We start from the raw sequence: 18,409 nt of genomic DNA on the forward strand, positions 1-18,409 counted from the left end.
CAAGGCCGCAAAGCTCAATTAGCGGCCTTGCCCAAGGCAACCTGGTACAGGCGGTTCTTCTTCTGACCGGTAATCTTGGCGGCCAGCGCTGCGGCCTGCTTCACCGGCAACTCCTCAAGCAGGAGATCCAGAACCCTTTCAGCTTCGGGGTCCAGCCCTTCTTCCTCACTGCGCGGAGGCATGGCCTCAACGACCAGCACACATTCGCCCCGTTGCTGGTCACTGTCTGCCCGCACCCATTCGACCAGTTCGGCAATCGGTGCACCGCGAATTGTCTCGAAGGTTTTGGTCAGTTCCCTGGCCAACACGACCCGACGCTCTGGCCCGAGGATATCGAGCATGTCTTCCAGACACTCGAGCAATCGATGGGGCGCTTCATACAGCATCCAGGTTCGCGTCTCGCCTGCCAGAGCCTGCAAACGTTGACGGCGACCGCTAGCCTTGGCTGGCAGGAACCCTTCGAAGGCAAAGCGGTCAGATGCTAGGCCAGCAGCGCTGAGCGCTGCGATAAGTGCGCAGGGACCCGGCACCGGACATACCCGTACACCCGCTTCCCGAGCCGCCCGAACCAGATGGTAGCCGGGGTCCGAAATCAATGGAGTACCCGCATCAGAGATCAGCGCCATGTCTTCCCCTGCAAGCATCCGTTCTACCAGCCGGGCACTCTTGTCGCGCTCGTTGTGGTCGTGGCAGGCCGTGGTCGATGTGCTGATACCGAAATGCTGCAGCAGACGACCGCTATGCCGCGTGTCTTCGGCAGCAATCAGACCCACGTTCGCCAGAACCTCCAGGGCCCGCGGCGTCATGTCCTGCAGATTGCCAATAGGCGTGGCAACAATAAAAAGTGTACCTGTGGAAATGACCATGCCAAACCTCGATAAGCGTTTATGTCTTATTGTACAGGACGTGACTCAGTGCATGGCGCGAGTCCGGCCGCTTGGTTACAATGCCAGCAATAACACCAGCAAGACTTTTAACGGGACGCCACATGCGTCCCATGCGCAAGGATACCGCTGCATGCCCCGCAATAAACGCCTGTCGATGCTGTCGCTGACACTGGCCGCACTGCTTGTCGGCTGCTCATCAGCCCCACAGAAGCTGGATGACTTGCCACGGACGCCGCAGGCATCGGCAGAACAGATCCTCGCTGACGCCGACAAGCGTAGCGGAACCGAAGCGAATCTTCTGCGTCTGTACGCAGCTCAGGCCGCCAGCGGCGCTGATCGTCAGGAACAGGTACTGTCAATTCTTGAGCGCATTCCGCAAAGTGATTTGCCTTTGGACCAGCAGGTACGCTTCAGTACGCTGCAGGCCCGCAGTGCGCTTGCTCTCGATCGGCCAGAGATGGCTCTGCGCGCACTGCGCCACCCGTCGATGAGCCAACTCGAGAATCTGCCCATGCAGGATCAGGTAGCCATTCAACGCTTGCGTGTTCTGGCATTGGGCGCTTCAGGTGAGCCACTGACCGCCGCCCGCGAACGCGTGTTTATGCACGGCATCCTGACTGCACAGGAACGTGACGCCAACCGCAAAGCAATCTGGGAGAACCTGCATCAGGTTCCTGTTCCAGAGCTTAGCCGGGCGGCGAAAAGCGCAGATGGCGAACTGCTTGGCTGGATCGAGCTCGCTTTGATCGAACGAGAGATCCGCAACCTCGACTTGCAGGTACAAGCAATCAAGTCATGGGAACAAGCAAACAACGGACATCCCGCCGCACGATTACTGCCCGACTCCCTCCGCCAGTTGATCGAGCTGCACGCCACCCGACCACAGCACATCGCACTGCTGCTGCCGTTTGAAGGCCCCCTGTCCAGCGCAGCCCAGGCCTTGCGCGACGGTTTTCTAGCAGCACAATACCAGGCTCAGAGCCAAGGTCTTGATCAGCCACGCATCAGTCTTTATGACAGCACCGCTTATGCGGATCTCGACCAGTTCTACGCCCAAGCCGTCGCGGACGGAGTGCAATGGGTTGTTGGACCTCTCGATCGTGATCATGTGAGTCTCCTGGCCTCGCGCCCATCACTGCCTATACCCACGCTGGCATTGAATTACGCCGAAGATGACGGCCCTTACCCCAAGGATCTGTTCCAGTTTGGACTGGCACCAGAGGACGAAGCCCGTTCTGCTGCAAAGCATGCATGGGAGCAGGGACATCGCCGCATGGCCGCACTGCATGCACCCACTGACTGGGGCAGACGTGCATATGAATCCTTCAATCGCAGCTGGGAAGATATGGGCGGCGTAGTGGTAGGACGTGTCGTAATCAATGAACCCTCCGAAATGTCCGGCAAAATTGCCGACCTTCTGCAGATCCGTCAAAGTGAGCAACGGGGCCAGCGGGTTGCCAGCGCATTAAGTGGTAACGTCGTCGTACAGCCCTCCCCGCGGCAGGATCTGGACGCTCTGTTTATTGCGGTCAACCCGCAACAGGCAAGGCAGATAAAGCCCACTCTGGCATTCCAGTACGCCGCAGACTTACCGGTTTATGCAACTTCGCATGCCTATCTGGTCGGTCCGGATGGTCAGCAGAATGCGGATACCGATGGTATCGCTGTAGCTGAGATCCCCTGGCTTCTGACTCGCGACGACAAACTTTATTCTCAGGTAACCGATAACTGGCCGCAGGCTCAAGGTCCACTCGGGCGGTTATATGCAATGGGTATCGATGCCCAGAGGGTCTTCACCCGATTGCCGCAAATGCAGCAATACGCCAAGACGCAGGTCAATGGCGCTACCGGCAGACTGACACTAGCTGAGGACGGCCGCATCCATCGCCAACTGAGCTGGGGTGTGATGGAACAGGGTCAATTGACAGTCATCTCTGACAACCCGGTGCAATGAGCGAGCTGACCGACAAGCAAAAGCTCGGCAATCAGGCTGAGCGACAGTCCGAGCAACTTCTGTTGAATGCCGGCATGCGACTGCTGGCGCGAAACTATCGCTGCAAGGTGGGCGAGCTTGATCTGGTCATGCGTCACGCCGATACAGTAGTATTCGTCGAAGTACGTTATCGACGGACCAGCCGCTGGGGCGACGCGGTAGAAAGTATTGACTGGCGCAAGCAGCGACACGTTATTGCCGCTGCTCAGCATTACCTTCTGACTCATCCCCACCTGGCTGACAATCCTTGCCGTTTTGACGTTGTTACCGCGCACGGCAATCCCGCGGACCCCGGATCCTACAACTGGATTCGGCAAGCATTCACCTGCTAGAGCGAGTTTTATTCCCTATGGATATGCAACATCGAATCAGGCAGTTATTCACTGACAGCATCGAAACCAAGACCCGCGCAATGGATGTGCTTGGGCCCAGCATCGAACAGGCCAGCCAGTTGATGGTCAACTGCCTGCTGAACGAAGGAAAAATTCTGACCTGTGGTAACGGCGGTTCCGCCGGAGATGCACAGCATTTTTCCTCGGAGCTGCTAAACCGCTTCGAAAGGGAGCGTCCCAGTCTGCCAGCATTGGCCCTGACCACCGACAGCTCGACCATTACCTCGATTGCCAATGACTACAGCTATGACGAGATCTTTTCCAAACAGATTCGGGCTCTCGGCCAACCTGGAGACGTATTACTCGCAATTTCTACCAGCGGTAATTCGGGAAACATCTTGCAGGCGATACAGGCCGCCCATGACCGCGATATGCTGGTGGTTGCCCTGAACGGACGTGATGGTGGCGCCATGACCTCCCTGCTGCTGCCTGAAGATGCAGAGATACGTGTTCCCGCCCGCTCGACTGCCCGCATTCAGGAAGTACATCTGCTTGCCATTCACTGTCTTTGCGATCTGATTGATCGCCAATTATTTGGGAGTGAAGAATGAGGATTGCCCTGTGTATCCTGCTGATAACGTCCCTGACCGGCTGCGGTTCAATCTTGACCGCCACGCGCGATACGCCGATAGAAAGTAACAAGGGTACGCGTACTTTTGGCAGCAGCATCGATGATCAACTGATCGAAACCAAGGCTACTGTCAACATAGCCAAATCACACATAGAGCTTGAGCGCGACTCTCGTGTGTCCGTGGTCAGCTATAACGGTGTCGTACTACTGGCCGGCCAGGTGCCTCGGCAGGAACTCAAGGACCAAGCCGGCTCGGTGGCTCAGCGAGTGCAACGCGTAAAAGTCGTGCACAACGAGCTAACCGTTGGTCCGCAGATTCCGCTGCTTGCCCGCAATACCGACGCACTGATCACCACCAGCTCCAAGGCACGATTGCTGGCCGATAGTGCTATTCCAGGTCGGCGAATCAAGGTAACAACAGAGGCAGGCGTGATCTATCTTCTCGGGCTTGTCAGACGGGCAGAAGCTGAACGAGCTGTTCAAACAGTGCAACAGGTGGGCGGCGTTCAGCGCATCGTCAAACTGTTCGAATACATAGACTGACACGCCAGACTATCAGGCAATAAAAACCCGGGCCGCTGCGTGCGAACCCGGGTTTTTTATTGCCTGAAGCGTTACTTGACCACTTTCAACGAGGGCCTTTTACTCTTGACTGTCTTGCCAGCAGGGGCAGAACCGGCATCAACACTTGGTTCATCACTGCCGGGGGGGAAAGGGGCTGGCTCCACCTCGAAAACCATGCCCTGACCGTTCTCCCGGGCGTATATTGCCATAACGGCCTGAGATGGAACCCAGACCTGTTGCGCAATGCCACCGAAGCGACCATCGAACGTAATCCGATCATTATCCATCTCTAGATGCCGAATGGCATTCGGCGAGAGGTTAAGTACTATCTGACCGGCCTCAACAAAGGCATGCGGCACACTGGTCTGTGGATATTGAGCGTTAACCAATACGTAAGGGGTACAGTCGTTTTCCAGTATCCACTCATACAGTGCGCGTATCAGGTAGGGACGGCTTGAGCTCATTTGAGCCATGCGGGCCTCCTTTTAGTGACGAGGTGTGACTTACTGCATTTCTTTTTCTGACGCTGACAAACTGGCTAGAAAGCCTTCGCGCTGAAAAATCCGATCCATATAATCTTGCAGCGGCTTGGCCTGTTTTGGCAACTCAATGCCCAGGATCGGCAGACGCCATAGTATCGGAGCAATACAGCAATCAACTAGGCTGAATTCCTCACTCATGAAATAGGGCATTTCGGCAAAAACCGGAGCAACACCGATCAGACTTTCACGCAGCTCTTTACGGGCTTTGGTCGCCGCTGCAGCGGGTGTCTTCGGGTTACTGATCGCATCCACCAGACCACACCAGTCACGCTGCACCCGAAACATCAGCAGACGTGTATTAGCACGCGCAACGGGGTAGACAGGAAGCAACGGTGGATGCGGGAAGCGCTCATCCAGATACTCCATCATGATGTTTGGCTCGTAGAGTGCCAGATCCCTGTCCAGCAAAGTGGGAACCGTGTTGTAAGGGTTGTTTTCCGCCAACTCCTCCGGATGATTATCCGGCTCGACATTGATCACATCGACGGTCACTCCCTTCTCAGCCAGTACGATCCGAACGCGGTGACAGTAGTGATCATCTGGATCGGAGAAAAAAGCCATCGAAGAACGCTTGTTGGCGGTAACGCCCATAAATCAACCCTCATCCTGTAGCGGATTGCGGTAACAACAGAGCACGCGAATGCGTGGACATGAAAAGCCGCAGGCGGTTAGAAACTGCCTGAGCTTAATTGCAAAGAGGGATTATACCCCAGAAACAAGTGCGCGCCCGAAAGGGGCGCGCATTTGATCAACGAAAAAGTCGATCAGTGAACATCTTTCCAATATTCCCGCTTGAGCAGGTAGGCAAAGATGAAGAAGAAAGCCAGGTAAAGCAATACGTACGCACCAATCCGATGACGCTCCAGCTTGATCGGATCACCCGAGTAAGCAAGAAACGCTGTCAGGTTGCGAATAGTGGTATCAAACTCTTCCTCACTTTGCACACCGGTACCATCAACAACAGTGAGCACGTCACATTGCTCGTCCATCACGATTTCGCCAGTGAGCGAGTCTTTCTGAATCTTGTCATCCTTCTTAACAGGCATGGCCTTGCAACCAATAATCTGTCGGCCTTGCAGCTCTTCCAGAACGTTAGGCATAGCCGTGTTCGGGAAGGCCTTGTTATTAACACCAAGCGGACGAGCCGAATCAATATAGAAGGTCTTCAAGTAGGTATAAATCCAGTCATTACCGCGCACCCGGGCAACGTTGGTCAGGTCCGGTGGGGCAACACCCAGCCAGCCCTTCGAATCCTCCGGACGCATGCCGATCTTCATGTGCTCGCCAATCAAGGCTGACGCGGGGAAAACCATATTCTCCATCATCAGTTCATCGGGAATTCCCAGATCATTAGCGACACGCTCATAACGCTGATATTGAGTGGAGTGACAACCCATGCAGTAGTTAACGAACGTACGCGCACCATCCTGCAGCGAAGCTTTATCACGCAGATCAACCTCGGCTGACTCGAGTGGGTATTCACCTCCTGCCGCCAAGACCACCGAGGGCATCAAGGCAAATACCAGTGCAATCAATTGCTTTTTCATTAGCCAGTAACCCTCTCTGGAACGGGTTTGGTCTTCTCCATGCGGGTGTAGAACGGCATCAGCAGGAAGAAGGCGAAATACAGTACGGTGCAGACCTGCGCAATCAGTGTTCGGGTATCAGTACCCGGGATCGCGCCCAGAATACCCAGAATGACAAAGCATACGCAGAAAATCACCAGCCATAACTTACTCATCCAACCCTTATAGCGGATTGAGCGAACCGGACTACGATCCAGCCAGGGCAAAACGAAGAGCACAGCAATCGCCGCACCCATGGCCATCACTCCAGGGAATGCCGAGCCACCAATCGCCGGTACCGCCCGTAGAATCGCGTAGAAGGGCGTAAAGTACCAGACAGGCGCAATATGCGTTGGCGTCTTCAGCTGATTGGCCACTTCAAAGTTCGGATGTTCCAGGAAAAAACCGCCCATCTCGGGGAAGAAGAACACCACAACACAGAAGATGAACAGGAAGACGACAACGCCGGTAATATCCTTGACCGTGTAGTAGGGGTGGAACGCAATACCGTCGAGCGGCTTACCGTTCTCGTCCTTGTGCTTCTTGATGTCGATGCCATCTGGGTTGTTTGAACCCACTTCGTGCAGGGCAATGATATGCAGCACAACCAGACCCAGCAAAACGATCGGTAACGCAATCACGTGCAATGCAAAGAAACGGTTCAGCGTAATACCTGAGATCAGGTAGTCGCCGCGCACCCACTGAGCCAAGTCAGGCCCGATAAAGGGAATCGCGCCAAACAGCGAAATGATCACCTGGGCACCCCAGTAGGACATCTGACCCCACGGGAGCAGGTAGCCCATGAAGGCCTCACCCATTAGCACAAGGTAGATGGTCATACCGAACAGCCAGATTAGCTCCCGGGGCTTCTGATACGAACCGTACATGATGCCGCGCAACATGTGCAGATAGATCACCGCGAAAAATGCAGATGCGCCAGTGGAGTGCAGGTAGCGCAGCAGCCAGCCATACTCGACATCGCGCATGATGTATTCAACCGAAGCGAACGCACCCTCCGCTGAAGGCTCATAGCTCATGGTCAACCAAATACCGGTGATGATCTGATTGACCAGCACCAACATCGCCAGTGCGCCGAAGAAATAAAAGAAGTTAAAGTTCTTGGGAGCGTAATAATGGGTCAAATGGTCCCTGACCACCCTGTCGACCGACATCCGCTCATTGATCCAGCTGTTCAGCTTGCCCATTATGCTGTCTCCTGATCCAAGCCGAGGATGATAACGTCATCGGACTCATAGGAATGGGGGGGGACCGGCAGGTTCAACGGGGCAGGTTGCCCACTGTGGACACGTCCGGCCATATCGTAGCGAGAGCTATGGCAGGGACAAAAATAACCACCCTTCCATTGGTTACCCATATCGGCGGAAGCGACCTCCGGACGGAACAGGGGCGAGCATCCCAGGTGCGTACAGATGCCCATTACCACTAACACTTCAGGCTTGATTGCTCTCGTGTGGGGATTAACATATTCAGGCTGTACCGATGCCTCGGATTCCGGATCAGCGAGGATCTCGACGTTTTCCTCGAGAATCGCCAGAGCCTCGGGTGTGCGACGGGATACAAACACGGGCTGACCACGCCATTCGGCAATGATTTGCTGGCCAGCTTCGAGCTTGCTGATATTAACCTTCACCGGCGCGCCAGCCGCTTTGGCTCTCGCACTCGGGAACCACGATCCAACGAAGGGTACTGCTACCCCTACGGCTCCCGCTGCACCCACAACACTTGTGGCTGCCACCAGGAAGCGACGCCGGCCATTGTTAACGCCGTCATTACTCATCCAGTCGTCTCCCATCTCAGCTGATTCAGGCTTTTAAGAGCCTTTTTAAGAGTTTTTATCCGCTTGCACAAAATGAATCCGATGGTAATGAAAAACCCCATTTTTGACAAGGCGAACAATCGCTAAAGAATTGTTCCGGCATCCAGCAAACCATCGAAATACGGGGCGTTGCGGGCTTCTCGCCCTGTTGGGGCAATTTGTCGCACAAACAAAAACGCCCGGTTCCAAAAGGAAACCGGGCGTTCTTGGGATAAGTCTTTCGACTTAGCGCTTGGAGTACTGCGGACGCTTACGCGCTTTACGCAGACCCACTTTCTTACGTTCTACTTCACGAGCATCACGCGTAACGAAACCTGCTTTGCGCAACACGCCGCGCAGAGTCTCGTCGTATTCCATCAGGGCACGAGTAATGCCGTGACGAATAGCGCCTGCTTGACCCGTAGTACCGCCGCCTTTGACGGTGACAAACACGTCAAACTTGGAAACGTTTTCAGTCAGTTCCAGCGGCTGGCGTACTACCATGCGCGCTGTATCACGACCGAAAAAATTCTCGATGGTGCGGTTGTTGATCTGGATGTTGCCATTACCCGGCCGCAGGAACACGCGGGCGGTGGCAGTTTTACGACGGCCAGTGCCGTAGTTTTGTGTCGCCGACATAGTGAGCTCCTGTTAGACCTTGAGTTCTTGGGGTTGCTGGGCCGCATGGGGATGAACTGCACCTTTGTACACTTTCATCTTGCGGTACATTGCACGCCCCAAGGGGTTTTTCGGCAACATGCCTTTGACGGCAGACTCAATGATGCGCTCTGGAGCGCGAATCAAGAGCTTCTCAAAACTGATCGACTTAATACCGCCCGGAAAACCGGAGTGGCTGTAGTAGATCTTGTCTGATGCCTTTTTACCGGTTACATGTACTTTCTCGGCGTTGACGATGACGATATAGTCACCAGTGTCCACGTGAGGAGTGTACTCGGGCTTATGCTTGCCGCGTAAACGTGTAGCTACTTCGGTAGCCAGACGACCCAATGTCAGTCCGGTTGCGTCTACTATGTACCAGTCGCGTTTAACGCTTTCAGGTTTGGCGCTGAAGGTTTTCATTAATCCTAGCCTCAGAGGCCGCTCTAATATAAGAGGGCGAATCTTACAGAATGAAATGTGTTTTTACAAGACAACAAAGCCTAGAACAGACACTCAGTGGGGGCTGCGTGGGTCTGGGTGGCATCTGCGCTGTAAACAACAACGACAAGCTAGGCATCCTGTCGAAAGTGGCGGGCATTATGTCAAGGGAGCTAAAAATTACAACCCTTATTTACAATAGATGCCATATTGCCTCAGCCTAAGGGCCTACCGGAAACGGATTCAACCTATTCAGGGAGTAACTTCAATGCAATATCGCCCTCTTGGCCGTACCAAGCTCAAAGTCAGCGCATTGTGCCTCGGCACCATGACCTGGGGCGAACAGAACACCCAAAAGGATGCCTTCGCCCAGATCGACCGAGCCAAAGACGCCGGCGTTAATTTCATCGATGCTGCCGAAATGTATCCTGTACCGCCAAAAGCCGAGACCTATGGTGAAACCGAACGTATTCTGGGTAATTACCTGGCTGAGCGCGGCAACCGAGAGAACTGGATCATAGCCAGCAAGGTGGCGGGCCCAGGCGACTGGTTGCCGCATATTCGTGACGGCAGGACCCGCTTAAATCGCGAGCACCTAACAGCTGCCCTGGACGCCAGCCTCAAACGCTTGCAGACAGACTACCTAGATCTGTACCAATTGCACTGGCCGGACCGCAGCACGAACTTTTTCGGCAACTTGGGCTATCGACACAACCCTGACGAATTGATCACACCCATAGAGGACACTCTGGAGGTCCTAGACGACTTCGTCAAAGCCGGCAAAATTCGACACATCGGCCTGTCCAACGAAACCCCCTGGGGCGTAAGCCGGTTCCTACATCTGGCCGAAAGTCGAGGCTGGCCACGTATCGCTTCGATCCAGAACCCGTACAACCTGCTTAACCGCAGCTATGAAATTGGCATGGCCGAAATATCTCTCCGCGAGCAGACAGGACTGCTGGCTTACTCTCCACTTGCCTTCGGAACACTTACTGGCAAGTACCTGAACGGACTTCTACCAGAGAAGGGCCGACTAACTCTGTTCAGTCGTTTCAGCCGCTATAACAATCCTCAGGCGCAGCGCGCTTGCGCACGCTATGTGCAGCTAGCCCGCGAACACGGGCTGGATCCAGCTCAAATGGCGCTTGCCTTCGTCACCAGACAGCCATTCGTCACCAGTAACATCATTGGTGCGACGAATATGGATCAGCTCAATCGCAACCTCAGCAGCATCAACATGGGATTGTCTGATGCTGTGCTTGAGGCGATAGCCAACATACATCAGGGCCAGCCCAACCCGGCACCTTGACTACCAGGCCGGACCGTCACATGGCGGCCCGGCAACCCCTGCAAATCAAATCATCCGACATTCCCGTCTTTTATCAGCATAAGCAAGGCACTTGCGCCAGCACACAAGATGCTTTAGTCATAGCGTGGCCGATACACCCTATAAAAAAACGGTTACAACCATGATTCAGACCAGCCTACCCTCCACATCGCTCCGACAGGTTGCGATTCTTGCGACCGACGGTGTCATTGCGTCCACATTGATGCAGGCCAAGGATTTCTTTCATATGGCCAGTCTGCGAGACGGTCGCCGTCGCGGTCAGGGGCTGACACCCGGCTTTCGTACTTCCATCGTCGCACCGGACAACCTGCCAGTCACCAGCTTCAGCCAGGACCGTATAGCCACCGATGCCACGCTCAGCGCTTTGCGGCCGCAACTGATCATGTTGCCGGCATTCTGGGGCGACTTCGACCAGATGCTTGAACGCTATCCCGGTGTCATTCCCTGGCTACAGGACGAACATGCGCGCGGCACACTCATCAGCGCAGAGGCGACGGGCGTATTCTGGGTTGCTGCTGCCGGCTTGCTTGATGGTCGAGAGGCCACCACCTATTGGCGCTTCTTCGATGAATTCAGCCTAAGATTCCCCAAGGTGTCGCTATGCCGGGATAAGCACATCACCGACGCTGACAATATCTACTGTGCAGCGGGCGTCACTTCAAACTGCGATCTATCCATTCATCTGATTGAGAAGCTGTGCGGTAGCCAGGTAGCTCAGGCAGTGGCGCGCGATACCCTGTATGAGGTCCAGCGCAGCTACACACCCGGCGTTATTGGCTTCGGCGGACAGAAGCTGCATCAGGACGTCGCCATTCTACAGATCCAGCAGTGGCTCGAAGAACACTATGCGGACAAATTTCGATTCGAGGATGTAGCCAGTCAGCACGGTATGAGCATTCGCAACTTCATGCGTCGATTCCAGAGTGCAACCGGTGACAAACCGCTACATTACCTGCAGCGATTGCGCATCGAAACAGCAAAGAATTTACTGAGCACCACACGGCGCAGCATCAAGACAATCAGTTACGACGTAGGCTATGACGACGCCAGCTTCTTTGCTCGCCTGTTCCGCCAGCATACTGATCTGTCACCCAACCAGTATCGTCGACAGTTTCAACAAAACCTGCAGTAGGCGGAAGTCAAACCCTCAAGGCTTGTGCGCCCGTGACAGAAACTCGTGGGACTGCATTTCGAGCAGACGACTGAGCGTGCGCTGGAACTCAAAAGTCAACCTGCCACCCGTATAGAGATCTTTCAGCTCAACTTCCGCTGACAGTATCAGCTTGACGTTACGGTCGTAGAACTCATCAACCAAGTTAATAAAACGACGCGCCATATCATCTTTACTCGCGTCCATCTGCTCTACGTTTGCTATCAATACCGCATGAAAGATCTTGGCCAGTTCAATATAGTCGTTCTGACTGCGGGGTCCGTCGCACAACTCGCGAAACTCGAACCAGCCAACGTCCTCACAGACCCTGATTGACTTGATCGGACGATTCTCGACCGTCAGCAACTCACCCTCCACTACCTCGTCGATATCCGGCACCAGGCTTTCAAAACTCTGTCGCAAGCTCAGGTCCGCACCTTCATCAAGCGGCCAATGGAAAAGCTCTGCCTGCTCAAGTGCACGTAAACGATAATCCACGCCATTATCAACATTGACCACTTCTGTGTGACTGTTGAGTAGCGCTATGGCTGGCAGGAAGCGGGCGCGTTGCAGCCCATTTTTGTATAGCCCGTCAGGCACAATGTTGGAAGTTGCCACAAGACTCACGTTGTTTTTGAACAACTCTTCCATCAGCGTACCGAGAATCATTGCGTCGGTAATATCGGACACAAAGAACTCGTCGAAACAAATGACCCGCGCCTCAGCGGCAAACTGCTTGGCAATCAGGGTAAGCGGGTTTTTCTCGCCGCTGAGGCCCTTGAGCTCGTGATGCACACGCTGCATGAATCGATGAAAGTGTGTTCGCATCTTGCGCTTGATCGGTAAGGCATCGAAAAAAGTATCGACCAGGTAGGTTTTACCCCTGCCAACCCCGCCCCAGAAATAGAGACCTTTGACTGGCTCGGCTTTGCGACCCAGCAATTTATCGAACAAACTCGAACGGGCTTTCTCCGCAGCGACGAGATCGTCGAAAAGACGCTGCAGATGCCGAACGGCATTTTCCTGCGCGGGGTCAAAAACAAAATCCGGACGTTTGAGGTCCGCCTGGTAACGAGCAAGAGGCGTCATAAGGCTGGCCATGGGAGGTAAAAGGGGGCGGAACTCTACTCCCTGGGGCCCGCATTTGGCAATTGTCCGATAGTGAGCGGACGTTTCGTCACTGCATGACCTGCTGAACCGCGTCCTTTAACTCCACAAGACGTCCATGAAAAAAATGACCGGTCTCGACAAACCGAACCACATTGATTCCGTCGCGACCCTCAAGCAAGTCAAACACCGCAGCAGAGGCCACTACATCATCAGCCTCGCCCATCATCACTGTTGTCGACCCGGGCAGCGGCAACAGTTCGGCGAATGGCAACCGCTCCACCGAGGGGGCTACCAGAATCAATTGCTCAGGCGGACTATCCAGACGACCCGCTGCAGCAGCCGCCACATAGCCACCGAAGGAAAATCCCATCACCCACAGGGCAGGGGCGGGCATCTCTCTAAGTGCCCAGTCAATCACGGCAATACAGTCATCGATTTCGCCCCGCCCATCGTCGTGTTCGCCTACGCTACGTCCGACACCGCGAAAATTGAAGCGAACAACACTCGCCCCCGCGTCGCGCGCGGCGCGCATCAGGGTGTGGACTACCTTGTTCGTCATACTGCCACCATGCAGCGGGTGTGGGTGGCAGATAATCGCCAACGCGACTGGGTTTTCAGCGCGGGTTAGCAACATTTCCAGGGTCCCTGCAGGCCCATTTATGGTGTGGCGCTCTTCCAACTTGCCGCTCATTCATCAACCCCCGTGACCGTGACAGTTTATGACTCGTCTAGGATTATGCAGCTTTAGTCGAACTATGCTCCCTTGGCCACGCTGCGATGCAGACAAGCCCAAAGGGTACTAGCCTTGGCAGAGAAATGTCGTTACCGTTGGTACATTAGCTGGTCAGGCGCATTCAGATAGGCCCGACATACAAACGTCATAGAGGGAATACACAGTGGAAGCAAGCGAAAACCTGTGGATTGCAGTATCCATTGCCCTAGCCATAGGGGTCATAGTCGGTATTGTTCTGGCTCAGGTCGCCAGGCGAGTCAGTGGCACCTACTCCTCCGCTACGCGCACGCAGCTGGAAAGTCTGCAACTTCGATTCGAGGACTACCAACAAGAGGTCTCCAGCCACTTCAAGACCACTGCCAATCTGGTCGCGCAGCTTAATCGCAGCCACCAAGAGATTCAGGAGCATCTGTCCCAAGGAGCAGTAGATCTGTCACCTGACGATATCACTCGTCAACGCCTGCTTGCGGCACTGGAAGATGCCCCTGTCTCTCGCGCCAGACCCAACGGCGACCCTCTATTCGATAGCCTTGAGCCGCCCCGTGACTATGCGCCCAAGGGCAAAGGTGGCCCTGGAACGCTGTCGGAAGAGTATGGCTTCAAGCACAAATCCTGACAGCCAGTCAGTGACATCGCCACTGAAGCCATCTGCGGATACCGGCAAGCATGTCGACCGTTGATCCTCACTCATTTTTTTATTGTGCCGAACAAGATCACAGTCACCTGATTATCCAAGGTGACTGGATCCTCGCGCACTACGCTACTTTGCGTGAACAGATCGCCGAACCACGCAAGAATACAACCGCAATCACGAGCGCCGACCTGGGCGAACTCGGCAAGCTGGATACAGCCGGCGCGCAATTACTCGCGGAGCTACTTGGTCCAGACCTTCTGGAACGTCTCACTCATAACAGTGACAACATCAGCCCCAAGCACAGCATTTTGCTGCAGCGCGTGGCGCAAACGATAGGCCCCGCTGCGTCTGAGCCGGTTGCCCCAGGCTTTCTGATTGTCGATTTACTCGCACGCACTGGCAATGCCAGCCTGATTTTCTGGCGCCACCTCGTCGAACTCCTTGGCTTCAGTGGTCTAGTCCTGTCAAGCCTCGCACGCAATCTCCTGCGCCCAGGCAACTGGCGAGTCACATCTCTGGTCGCTCAGATTGAAGTCACAGGTTTAAATGCACTGCCGATTGTAGCGCTGCTCACTTTTCTGGTTGGCGCCGTCGTCGCCTTTCTGGGCGCCACGATTTTGGAAAGCTTTGGGGCGACCATCTATACAATCGATCTGGTGGCATTCTCATTCCTGCGCGAATTCGCTGTGCTCCTGACCGCAATATTACTTGCCGGCAGAACAGCAAGCGCTTATACAGCGCAGATTGGCTCAATGAAGGCCAATGAAGAAGTCGATGCTATTCGAGCCCTGGGCCTTAATCCCATCGACCTGCTGGTGCTGCCACGGGTACTGGCTATGCTCATATCCCTACCCATACTGACATTGGTCGCCATGTTTTTCGGGCTGCTGGGGGGTGCGCTGGTCTGTATGCTTTCGCTCGACATCTCGCTGCCCATGTTTCTCGGTACGCTGCAGCAAAATATGGATGCTAGGCATTTCTATCTGGGCATGGCCAAAGCCCCGATATTCGCTTTCCTGATTGCACTGATCGGCTGCATGGAAGGCTTCAAGGTCAGCGGCAGCGCCCAGTCAGTGGGCGAGCACACAACCTCCAGCGTTGTGCAGTCGATCTTCGTCGTCATAGTGGTGGACGCCATGGCGGCGCTATTCTTCATGGAGATGGGCTGGTGAGCGAATCCAACAATATCGAACCCCTGGTCCGGGTTCGCGGTCTGCTAAACCAGTTTGGCTCTCAGGTCGTGCATAAAGATCTGGATCTGGATATCCATCGCGGCGAAATTCTCGGCGTCGTAGGCGGTTCAGGCAGCGGCAAATCTGTCCTGCTGAGGTCAATTCTCGGACTGCACCGACCTACCGCCGGCAAGGTTGAAGTTTTCAGCGCAGACCTTCAAGCGCTTGACACCCAGGCTCGGTCCGAGCATGAACGGCGTTTTGGCGTGCTATTTCAGCAGGGCGCCCTGTTCTCTTCAATGACGGTCGCTGAAAATATCGCCCTACCCCTGATTGAACACGCTAAACTCAACCGCGCAGACGCACAACATCTGGCGCAGATGAAACTGGCGCTTACCGGGCTGCCGGCCAATGCGGGTGACAAATATCCATCCGAGCTGTCCGGTGGCATGATCAAGCGCGCCGCCCTGGCGCGTGCGCTGGCGCTGGACCCGGATATTCTGTTTCTTGACGAACCCACCGCCGGGCTTGACCCCATTGGCGCAGCGGCTTTTGACAACCTGATTCGAACTCTGCGCGACGCCATAGGTCTGACTGTATTCCTGGTAACGCATGATCTGGATACGCTGTATGCGATCTGTGACAGGATAGCCGTATTGTCACAGAAAAAAGTTCTGGTCGCCGATACGCTTGAGCGGGTTGCCGCAGTCGACGATCCCTGGATACAAGACTATTTTCATGGTCCCAGAGGTCGCGCTGCGGCAACTGCGACCACACGCATCCAACAACAGCCGGAGCACAATCGCTGATGGAAACGCGCGCGCATCACGTGCTGATAGGACTCTTCACTCTGCTCGCTGCGGGCGCAGCAATCGGTTTTGCTCTCTGGTTGGGCAATGCCGCCACCAATCGCGAATACAAAGAATATGTTGTCGTCTTCAATGAAGCCGTCACCGGCTTGTCCCGCGGCAGCGCCGTTCAGTACAGTGGCATCAAGGTAGGCGATATTACCTCGCTGGAGCTGGATCCCGAAGACCCACGGAGGGTTCTTGCGTTGGTCCGTGTTGGAGCAGAGGTCCCTTTGAAGGAAAATACCCGGGCGCGCTTGTCCTTCACCGGCATCACCGGCAACTCGGTCATTGAACTGAGTCATGGGACACCCGGCAGTCCTCCACTGACCAGCAACAAGGGATTGCCTGTGATCGTCGCTGCACCTTCACCAATCGCCTCCCTGTTGGCTGACGGCGAGGATGTGATGACCAATATCAACCAGTTAATGTCGAGCGCACGCAGCATTTTGTCCGACGAAAATGCCGAGAGCATTGGCCGTACCCTAGGCAATATAGAACATGCTACCGGCAATATTGCCTCCCAGGGTGAGAATCTTGAGCGCCTACTCACCGAGCTGACCCGCGCCAGCGAGCAAGCAAACGAGACACTCCAGCGTAGCAGCGCTTTGGTCGCCAGCGCCGACACATTGCTCAACCAACAGGGCGCCCGCACGCTGAATCAGGCGGAAGAAGCATTATCGTCAATCGCCAGTGCCAGTGGCACGTTGGAGAGTCTGCTCACAAACAACAGCGAGGCGTTCACCACCGGGATGCAGGGCTTGTCTCAGCTTGAGCCGGCAATCAACGAGCTGCGCGCAACCCTGACCTCACTGCGAACCATTACCCGTCGCCTCGAAGACAACCCAACACGCTTCATATTGGGTCGCGACAGCCTGGAGGAATTCGAACCATGAATCGGACGCGCCGCTCAATCCTGGCGATCTTTGTCCTGGCCTCCTTGCTGGGAGGCTCGGCCTGCTCGGTCTTCCCGGAAGCGGAGTCGTTGACGATATACCAGCTACCCGCTCCCGCATTGGAGCCTTCCAGCGCCATACCATTGCCGTTCTCACTGCGCATAGGTACGCCTCAAGCCGGATCAGTTCTCAGCAGTCCGCGGATGATCGTCAATCCGCGCGGCAATGAATTGCAAGCCTACAAAGGAGCGCGATGGTCTGATCCGGTCCCTGCCCTCCTGCGTGAACATCTGGCACAGGCTTTTGAGCAACGCGGAGTGCTTGAGGCTGTCAGCACCGATGTAAACACCTTCAGCGCGGACATCCATCTCAGCACTGATTTGCGCCGCTTTCAGGTCATATACTCGAATTCAAAGCCAACAGTGGTCATCGAGCTGAAAGCCAGCCTGATTGATCCTACCAGCAGGGCGATCATTGCTCGCCGGTCTTTTATCGTTGAACACGCTATGACCTCAGCACAAATTCCCGGAGTGGTAGATGGCTTCAAGCTGGCATCGGACGAGATTGCCAGCCAGGTGATCAACTGGACAGCAGAGCAGTTGGCGCGCCGCGCTATGTAGCGACTGCGTTAATTAGAGCCTGGACCAGCATGAACACGCCGGAGCCGACGAGCATGACCAGGCCCAAGAGCACGATGCCCATGCCCCATACAAATAGACGGCTGTTGACCACTGTTTCCCGGGGACTATCGAGATACTGATTGAGCAGACGCACGTTCCTCTGATTCGACTTCCAGACAAAATCGAAAAGATCTCCGACTAGGGGCACTGCGCCTAGCAGGGTATCGATCAGCACATTGAAGGCCATTTTCAGCAGCAAAATCTTGGGCGCTCCCATGCGTGCAGCTTCAGAAATGACCACACTCGAAATCCACGCCGAAATCACATCACCGACACCGGGAATCAACCCTATCAGTCCATCAAGACCAAACCGTGCATTGAAGCCCGGCACCTTGATGGAGCTATCGAGAAACCAGGCCAACCGCTCAAGCTTCTTTCTGGTCTTATCCGTTGCTGTCTTGTACATCTAT

Annotated in this window: 22 protein-coding genes; 11 read left to right on the top strand and 11 right to left on the bottom strand. The window is 55.0% G+C overall.

The features are described from left to right. Positions 1-14 precede the first annotated feature (14 nt). Positions 15-860 (bottom strand): 16S rRNA (cytidine(1402)-2'-O)-methyltransferase, encoded by an 846-nt coding sequence (rsmI, locus tag ACJAXR_RS02135; protein WP_415056955.1) that lies wholly within the window; start codon positions 858-860, stop codon positions 15-17. A gap of 157 nt (positions 861-1,017) precedes the next feature. On the opposite strand from rsmI, the gene ACJAXR_RS02140 reads away from it, so the two are divergent. From ACJAXR_RS02140 to ACJAXR_RS02155, 4 genes are read left to right on the top strand one after another with little or no spacing between them, the layout of a single operon-like run. Continuing rightward, on the top strand, positions 1,018-2,841 hold the full coding sequence (locus tag ACJAXR_RS02140) for a penicillin-binding protein activator (RefSeq protein WP_415056605.1): 1,824 nt from the start codon (positions 1,018-1,020) through the stop codon (positions 2,839-2,841). Positions 2,842-2,846: 5 nt separating this feature from the next. Next, entirely contained in the window at positions 2,847-3,212 is a 366-nt protein-coding gene (locus ACJAXR_RS02145) for a YraN family protein (protein WP_415056956.1), read from the top strand. Positions 3,213-3,229: 17 nt separating this feature from the next. Continuing rightward, positions 3,230-3,823, top strand: coding sequence for a phosphoheptose isomerase (locus ACJAXR_RS02150; protein ID WP_415056606.1), 594 nt, complete (start codon positions 3,230-3,232; stop codon positions 3,821-3,823). Beyond that, positions 3,820-4,386 (top strand): BON domain-containing protein, encoded by a 567-nt coding sequence (locus tag ACJAXR_RS02155; protein ID WP_415056607.1) that lies wholly within the window; start codon positions 3,820-3,822, stop codon positions 4,384-4,386. Before ACJAXR_RS02150 ends, ACJAXR_RS02155 begins: the two co-directional genes overlap by 4 nt. 71 nt (positions 4,387-4,457) lie before the next feature. Here ACJAXR_RS02155 and ACJAXR_RS02160 read toward each other — a convergent pair whose 3' ends face one another. The 7 genes from ACJAXR_RS02160 to rplM all read right to left on the bottom strand — a co-directional run bounded on the left by ACJAXR_RS02160 (position 4,458) and on the right by rplM (position 9,410). Next, the gene (locus ACJAXR_RS02160) at positions 4,458-4,871 is read right to left on the bottom strand and encodes a ClpXP protease specificity-enhancing factor (RefSeq protein WP_415056957.1); all 414 of its coding nucleotides are present in this window, start codon (positions 4,869-4,871) and stop codon (positions 4,458-4,460) included. A gap of 39 nt (positions 4,872-4,910) precedes the next feature. After that, complete coding sequence (gene sspA / locus ACJAXR_RS02165; protein ID WP_415056608.1) at positions 4,911-5,540, bottom strand: stringent starvation protein SspA; 630 nt, start codon at positions 5,538-5,540, stop codon at positions 4,911-4,913. A gap of 173 nt (positions 5,541-5,713) precedes the next feature. Then, a complete protein-coding gene (locus tag ACJAXR_RS02170) occupies positions 5,714-6,496 on the bottom strand; it encodes a cytochrome c1 (protein ID WP_415056609.1) in 783 nt (260 codons plus the stop codon). Continuing rightward, on the bottom strand, positions 6,496-7,719 hold the full coding sequence (locus ACJAXR_RS02175; protein ID WP_415056610.1) for a cytochrome b: 1,224 nt from the start codon (positions 7,717-7,719) through the stop codon (positions 6,496-6,498). The genes ACJAXR_RS02170 and ACJAXR_RS02175 overlap by 1 nt, the downstream gene beginning before the upstream one ends. Beyond that, the gene (gene petA / locus ACJAXR_RS02180) at positions 7,719-8,312 is read right to left on the bottom strand and encodes a ubiquinol-cytochrome c reductase iron-sulfur subunit (protein WP_415056611.1); all 594 of its coding nucleotides are present in this window, start codon (positions 8,310-8,312) and stop codon (positions 7,719-7,721) included. Before petA ends, ACJAXR_RS02175 begins: the two co-directional genes overlap by 1 nt. Before the next feature lie 264 nt (positions 8,313-8,576). Then, positions 8,577-8,969, bottom strand: a complete 393-nt coding sequence (gene rpsI / locus ACJAXR_RS02185; RefSeq protein WP_415056612.1) for a 30S ribosomal protein S9 — start codon at positions 8,967-8,969, stop codon at positions 8,577-8,579. 12 nt (positions 8,970-8,981) lie between these two features. Further along, positions 8,982-9,410: a 50S ribosomal protein L13 gene (gene rplM, locus ACJAXR_RS02190; RefSeq protein WP_415056613.1), complete on the bottom strand. Its 429-nt coding sequence runs from the start codon at positions 9,408-9,410 to the stop codon at positions 8,982-8,984. A 286-nt stretch (positions 9,411-9,696) separates the two neighbouring features. Between rplM and ACJAXR_RS02195 the strand changes: the two genes are divergently transcribed. Both ACJAXR_RS02195 and ACJAXR_RS02200 read left to right on the top strand, forming a co-directional pair. After that, on the top strand, positions 9,697-10,737 hold the full coding sequence (locus ACJAXR_RS02195; RefSeq protein WP_415056614.1) for an NADP(H)-dependent aldo-keto reductase: 1,041 nt from the start codon (positions 9,697-9,699) through the stop codon (positions 10,735-10,737). Positions 10,738-10,897: 160 nt separating this feature from the next. Beyond that, complete coding sequence (locus tag ACJAXR_RS02200) at positions 10,898-11,908, top strand: GlxA family transcriptional regulator (RefSeq protein WP_415056615.1); 1,011 nt, start codon at positions 10,898-10,900, stop codon at positions 11,906-11,908. A gap of 15 nt (positions 11,909-11,923) precedes the next feature. Here the strand turns inward: ACJAXR_RS02200 and zapE are convergent, their stop codons facing one another. Both zapE and ACJAXR_RS02210 read right to left on the bottom strand, forming a co-directional pair. Continuing rightward, the gene (gene zapE, locus ACJAXR_RS02205) at positions 11,924-13,015 is read right to left on the bottom strand and encodes a cell division protein ZapE (protein ID WP_415056616.1); all 1,092 of its coding nucleotides are present in this window, start codon (positions 13,013-13,015) and stop codon (positions 11,924-11,926) included. An 88-nt stretch (positions 13,016-13,103) separates the two neighbouring features. Beyond that, a complete protein-coding gene (locus ACJAXR_RS02210; RefSeq protein ID WP_415056617.1) occupies positions 13,104-13,727 on the bottom strand; it encodes an alpha/beta hydrolase in 624 nt (207 codons plus the stop codon). 205 nt (positions 13,728-13,932) lie between these two features. Between ACJAXR_RS02210 and ACJAXR_RS02215 the strand changes: the two genes are divergently transcribed. The 5 genes from ACJAXR_RS02215 to ACJAXR_RS02235 are packed head-to-tail and all read left to right on the top strand — an operon-like array spanning position 13,933 to position 17,939. Beyond that, positions 13,933-14,385 (top strand): YhcB family protein, encoded by a 453-nt coding sequence (locus tag ACJAXR_RS02215; RefSeq protein WP_415056618.1) that lies wholly within the window; start codon positions 13,933-13,935, stop codon positions 14,383-14,385. A 50-nt stretch (positions 14,386-14,435) separates the two neighbouring features. Beyond that, on the top strand, positions 14,436-15,575 hold the full coding sequence (locus ACJAXR_RS02220) for an MlaE family ABC transporter permease (protein WP_415056619.1): 1,140 nt from the start codon (positions 14,436-14,438) through the stop codon (positions 15,573-15,575). A gap of 14 nt (positions 15,576-15,589) precedes the next feature. Then, on the top strand, positions 15,590-16,384 hold the full coding sequence (locus tag ACJAXR_RS02225; protein ID WP_415056958.1) for an ABC transporter ATP-binding protein: 795 nt from the start codon (positions 15,590-15,592) through the stop codon (positions 16,382-16,384). Continuing rightward, positions 16,384-17,319, top strand: a complete 936-nt coding sequence (locus tag ACJAXR_RS02230; protein WP_415056620.1) for an MlaD family protein — start codon at positions 16,384-16,386, stop codon at positions 17,317-17,319. The genes ACJAXR_RS02225 and ACJAXR_RS02230 overlap by 1 nt, the downstream gene beginning before the upstream one ends. Next, entirely contained in the window at positions 17,316-17,939 is a 624-nt protein-coding gene (locus ACJAXR_RS02235; protein WP_415056621.1) for an ABC-type transport auxiliary lipoprotein family protein, read from the top strand. The genes ACJAXR_RS02230 and ACJAXR_RS02235 overlap by 4 nt, the downstream gene beginning before the upstream one ends. Here ACJAXR_RS02235 and ACJAXR_RS02240 read toward each other — a convergent pair. Continuing rightward, entirely contained in the window at positions 17,932-18,405 is a 474-nt protein-coding gene (locus tag ACJAXR_RS02240; RefSeq protein WP_415056622.1) for a DUF4112 domain-containing protein, read from the bottom strand. The genes ACJAXR_RS02235 and ACJAXR_RS02240 overlap by 8 nt on opposite strands. Positions 18,406-18,409: the final 4 nt, after the last annotated feature.

This window comes from Halopseudomonas sp. (assembly GCF_047631575.1).
In the GTDB taxonomy this organism is placed as follows: domain Bacteria; phylum Pseudomonadota; class Gammaproteobacteria; order Pseudomonadales; family Pseudomonadaceae; genus Halopseudomonas.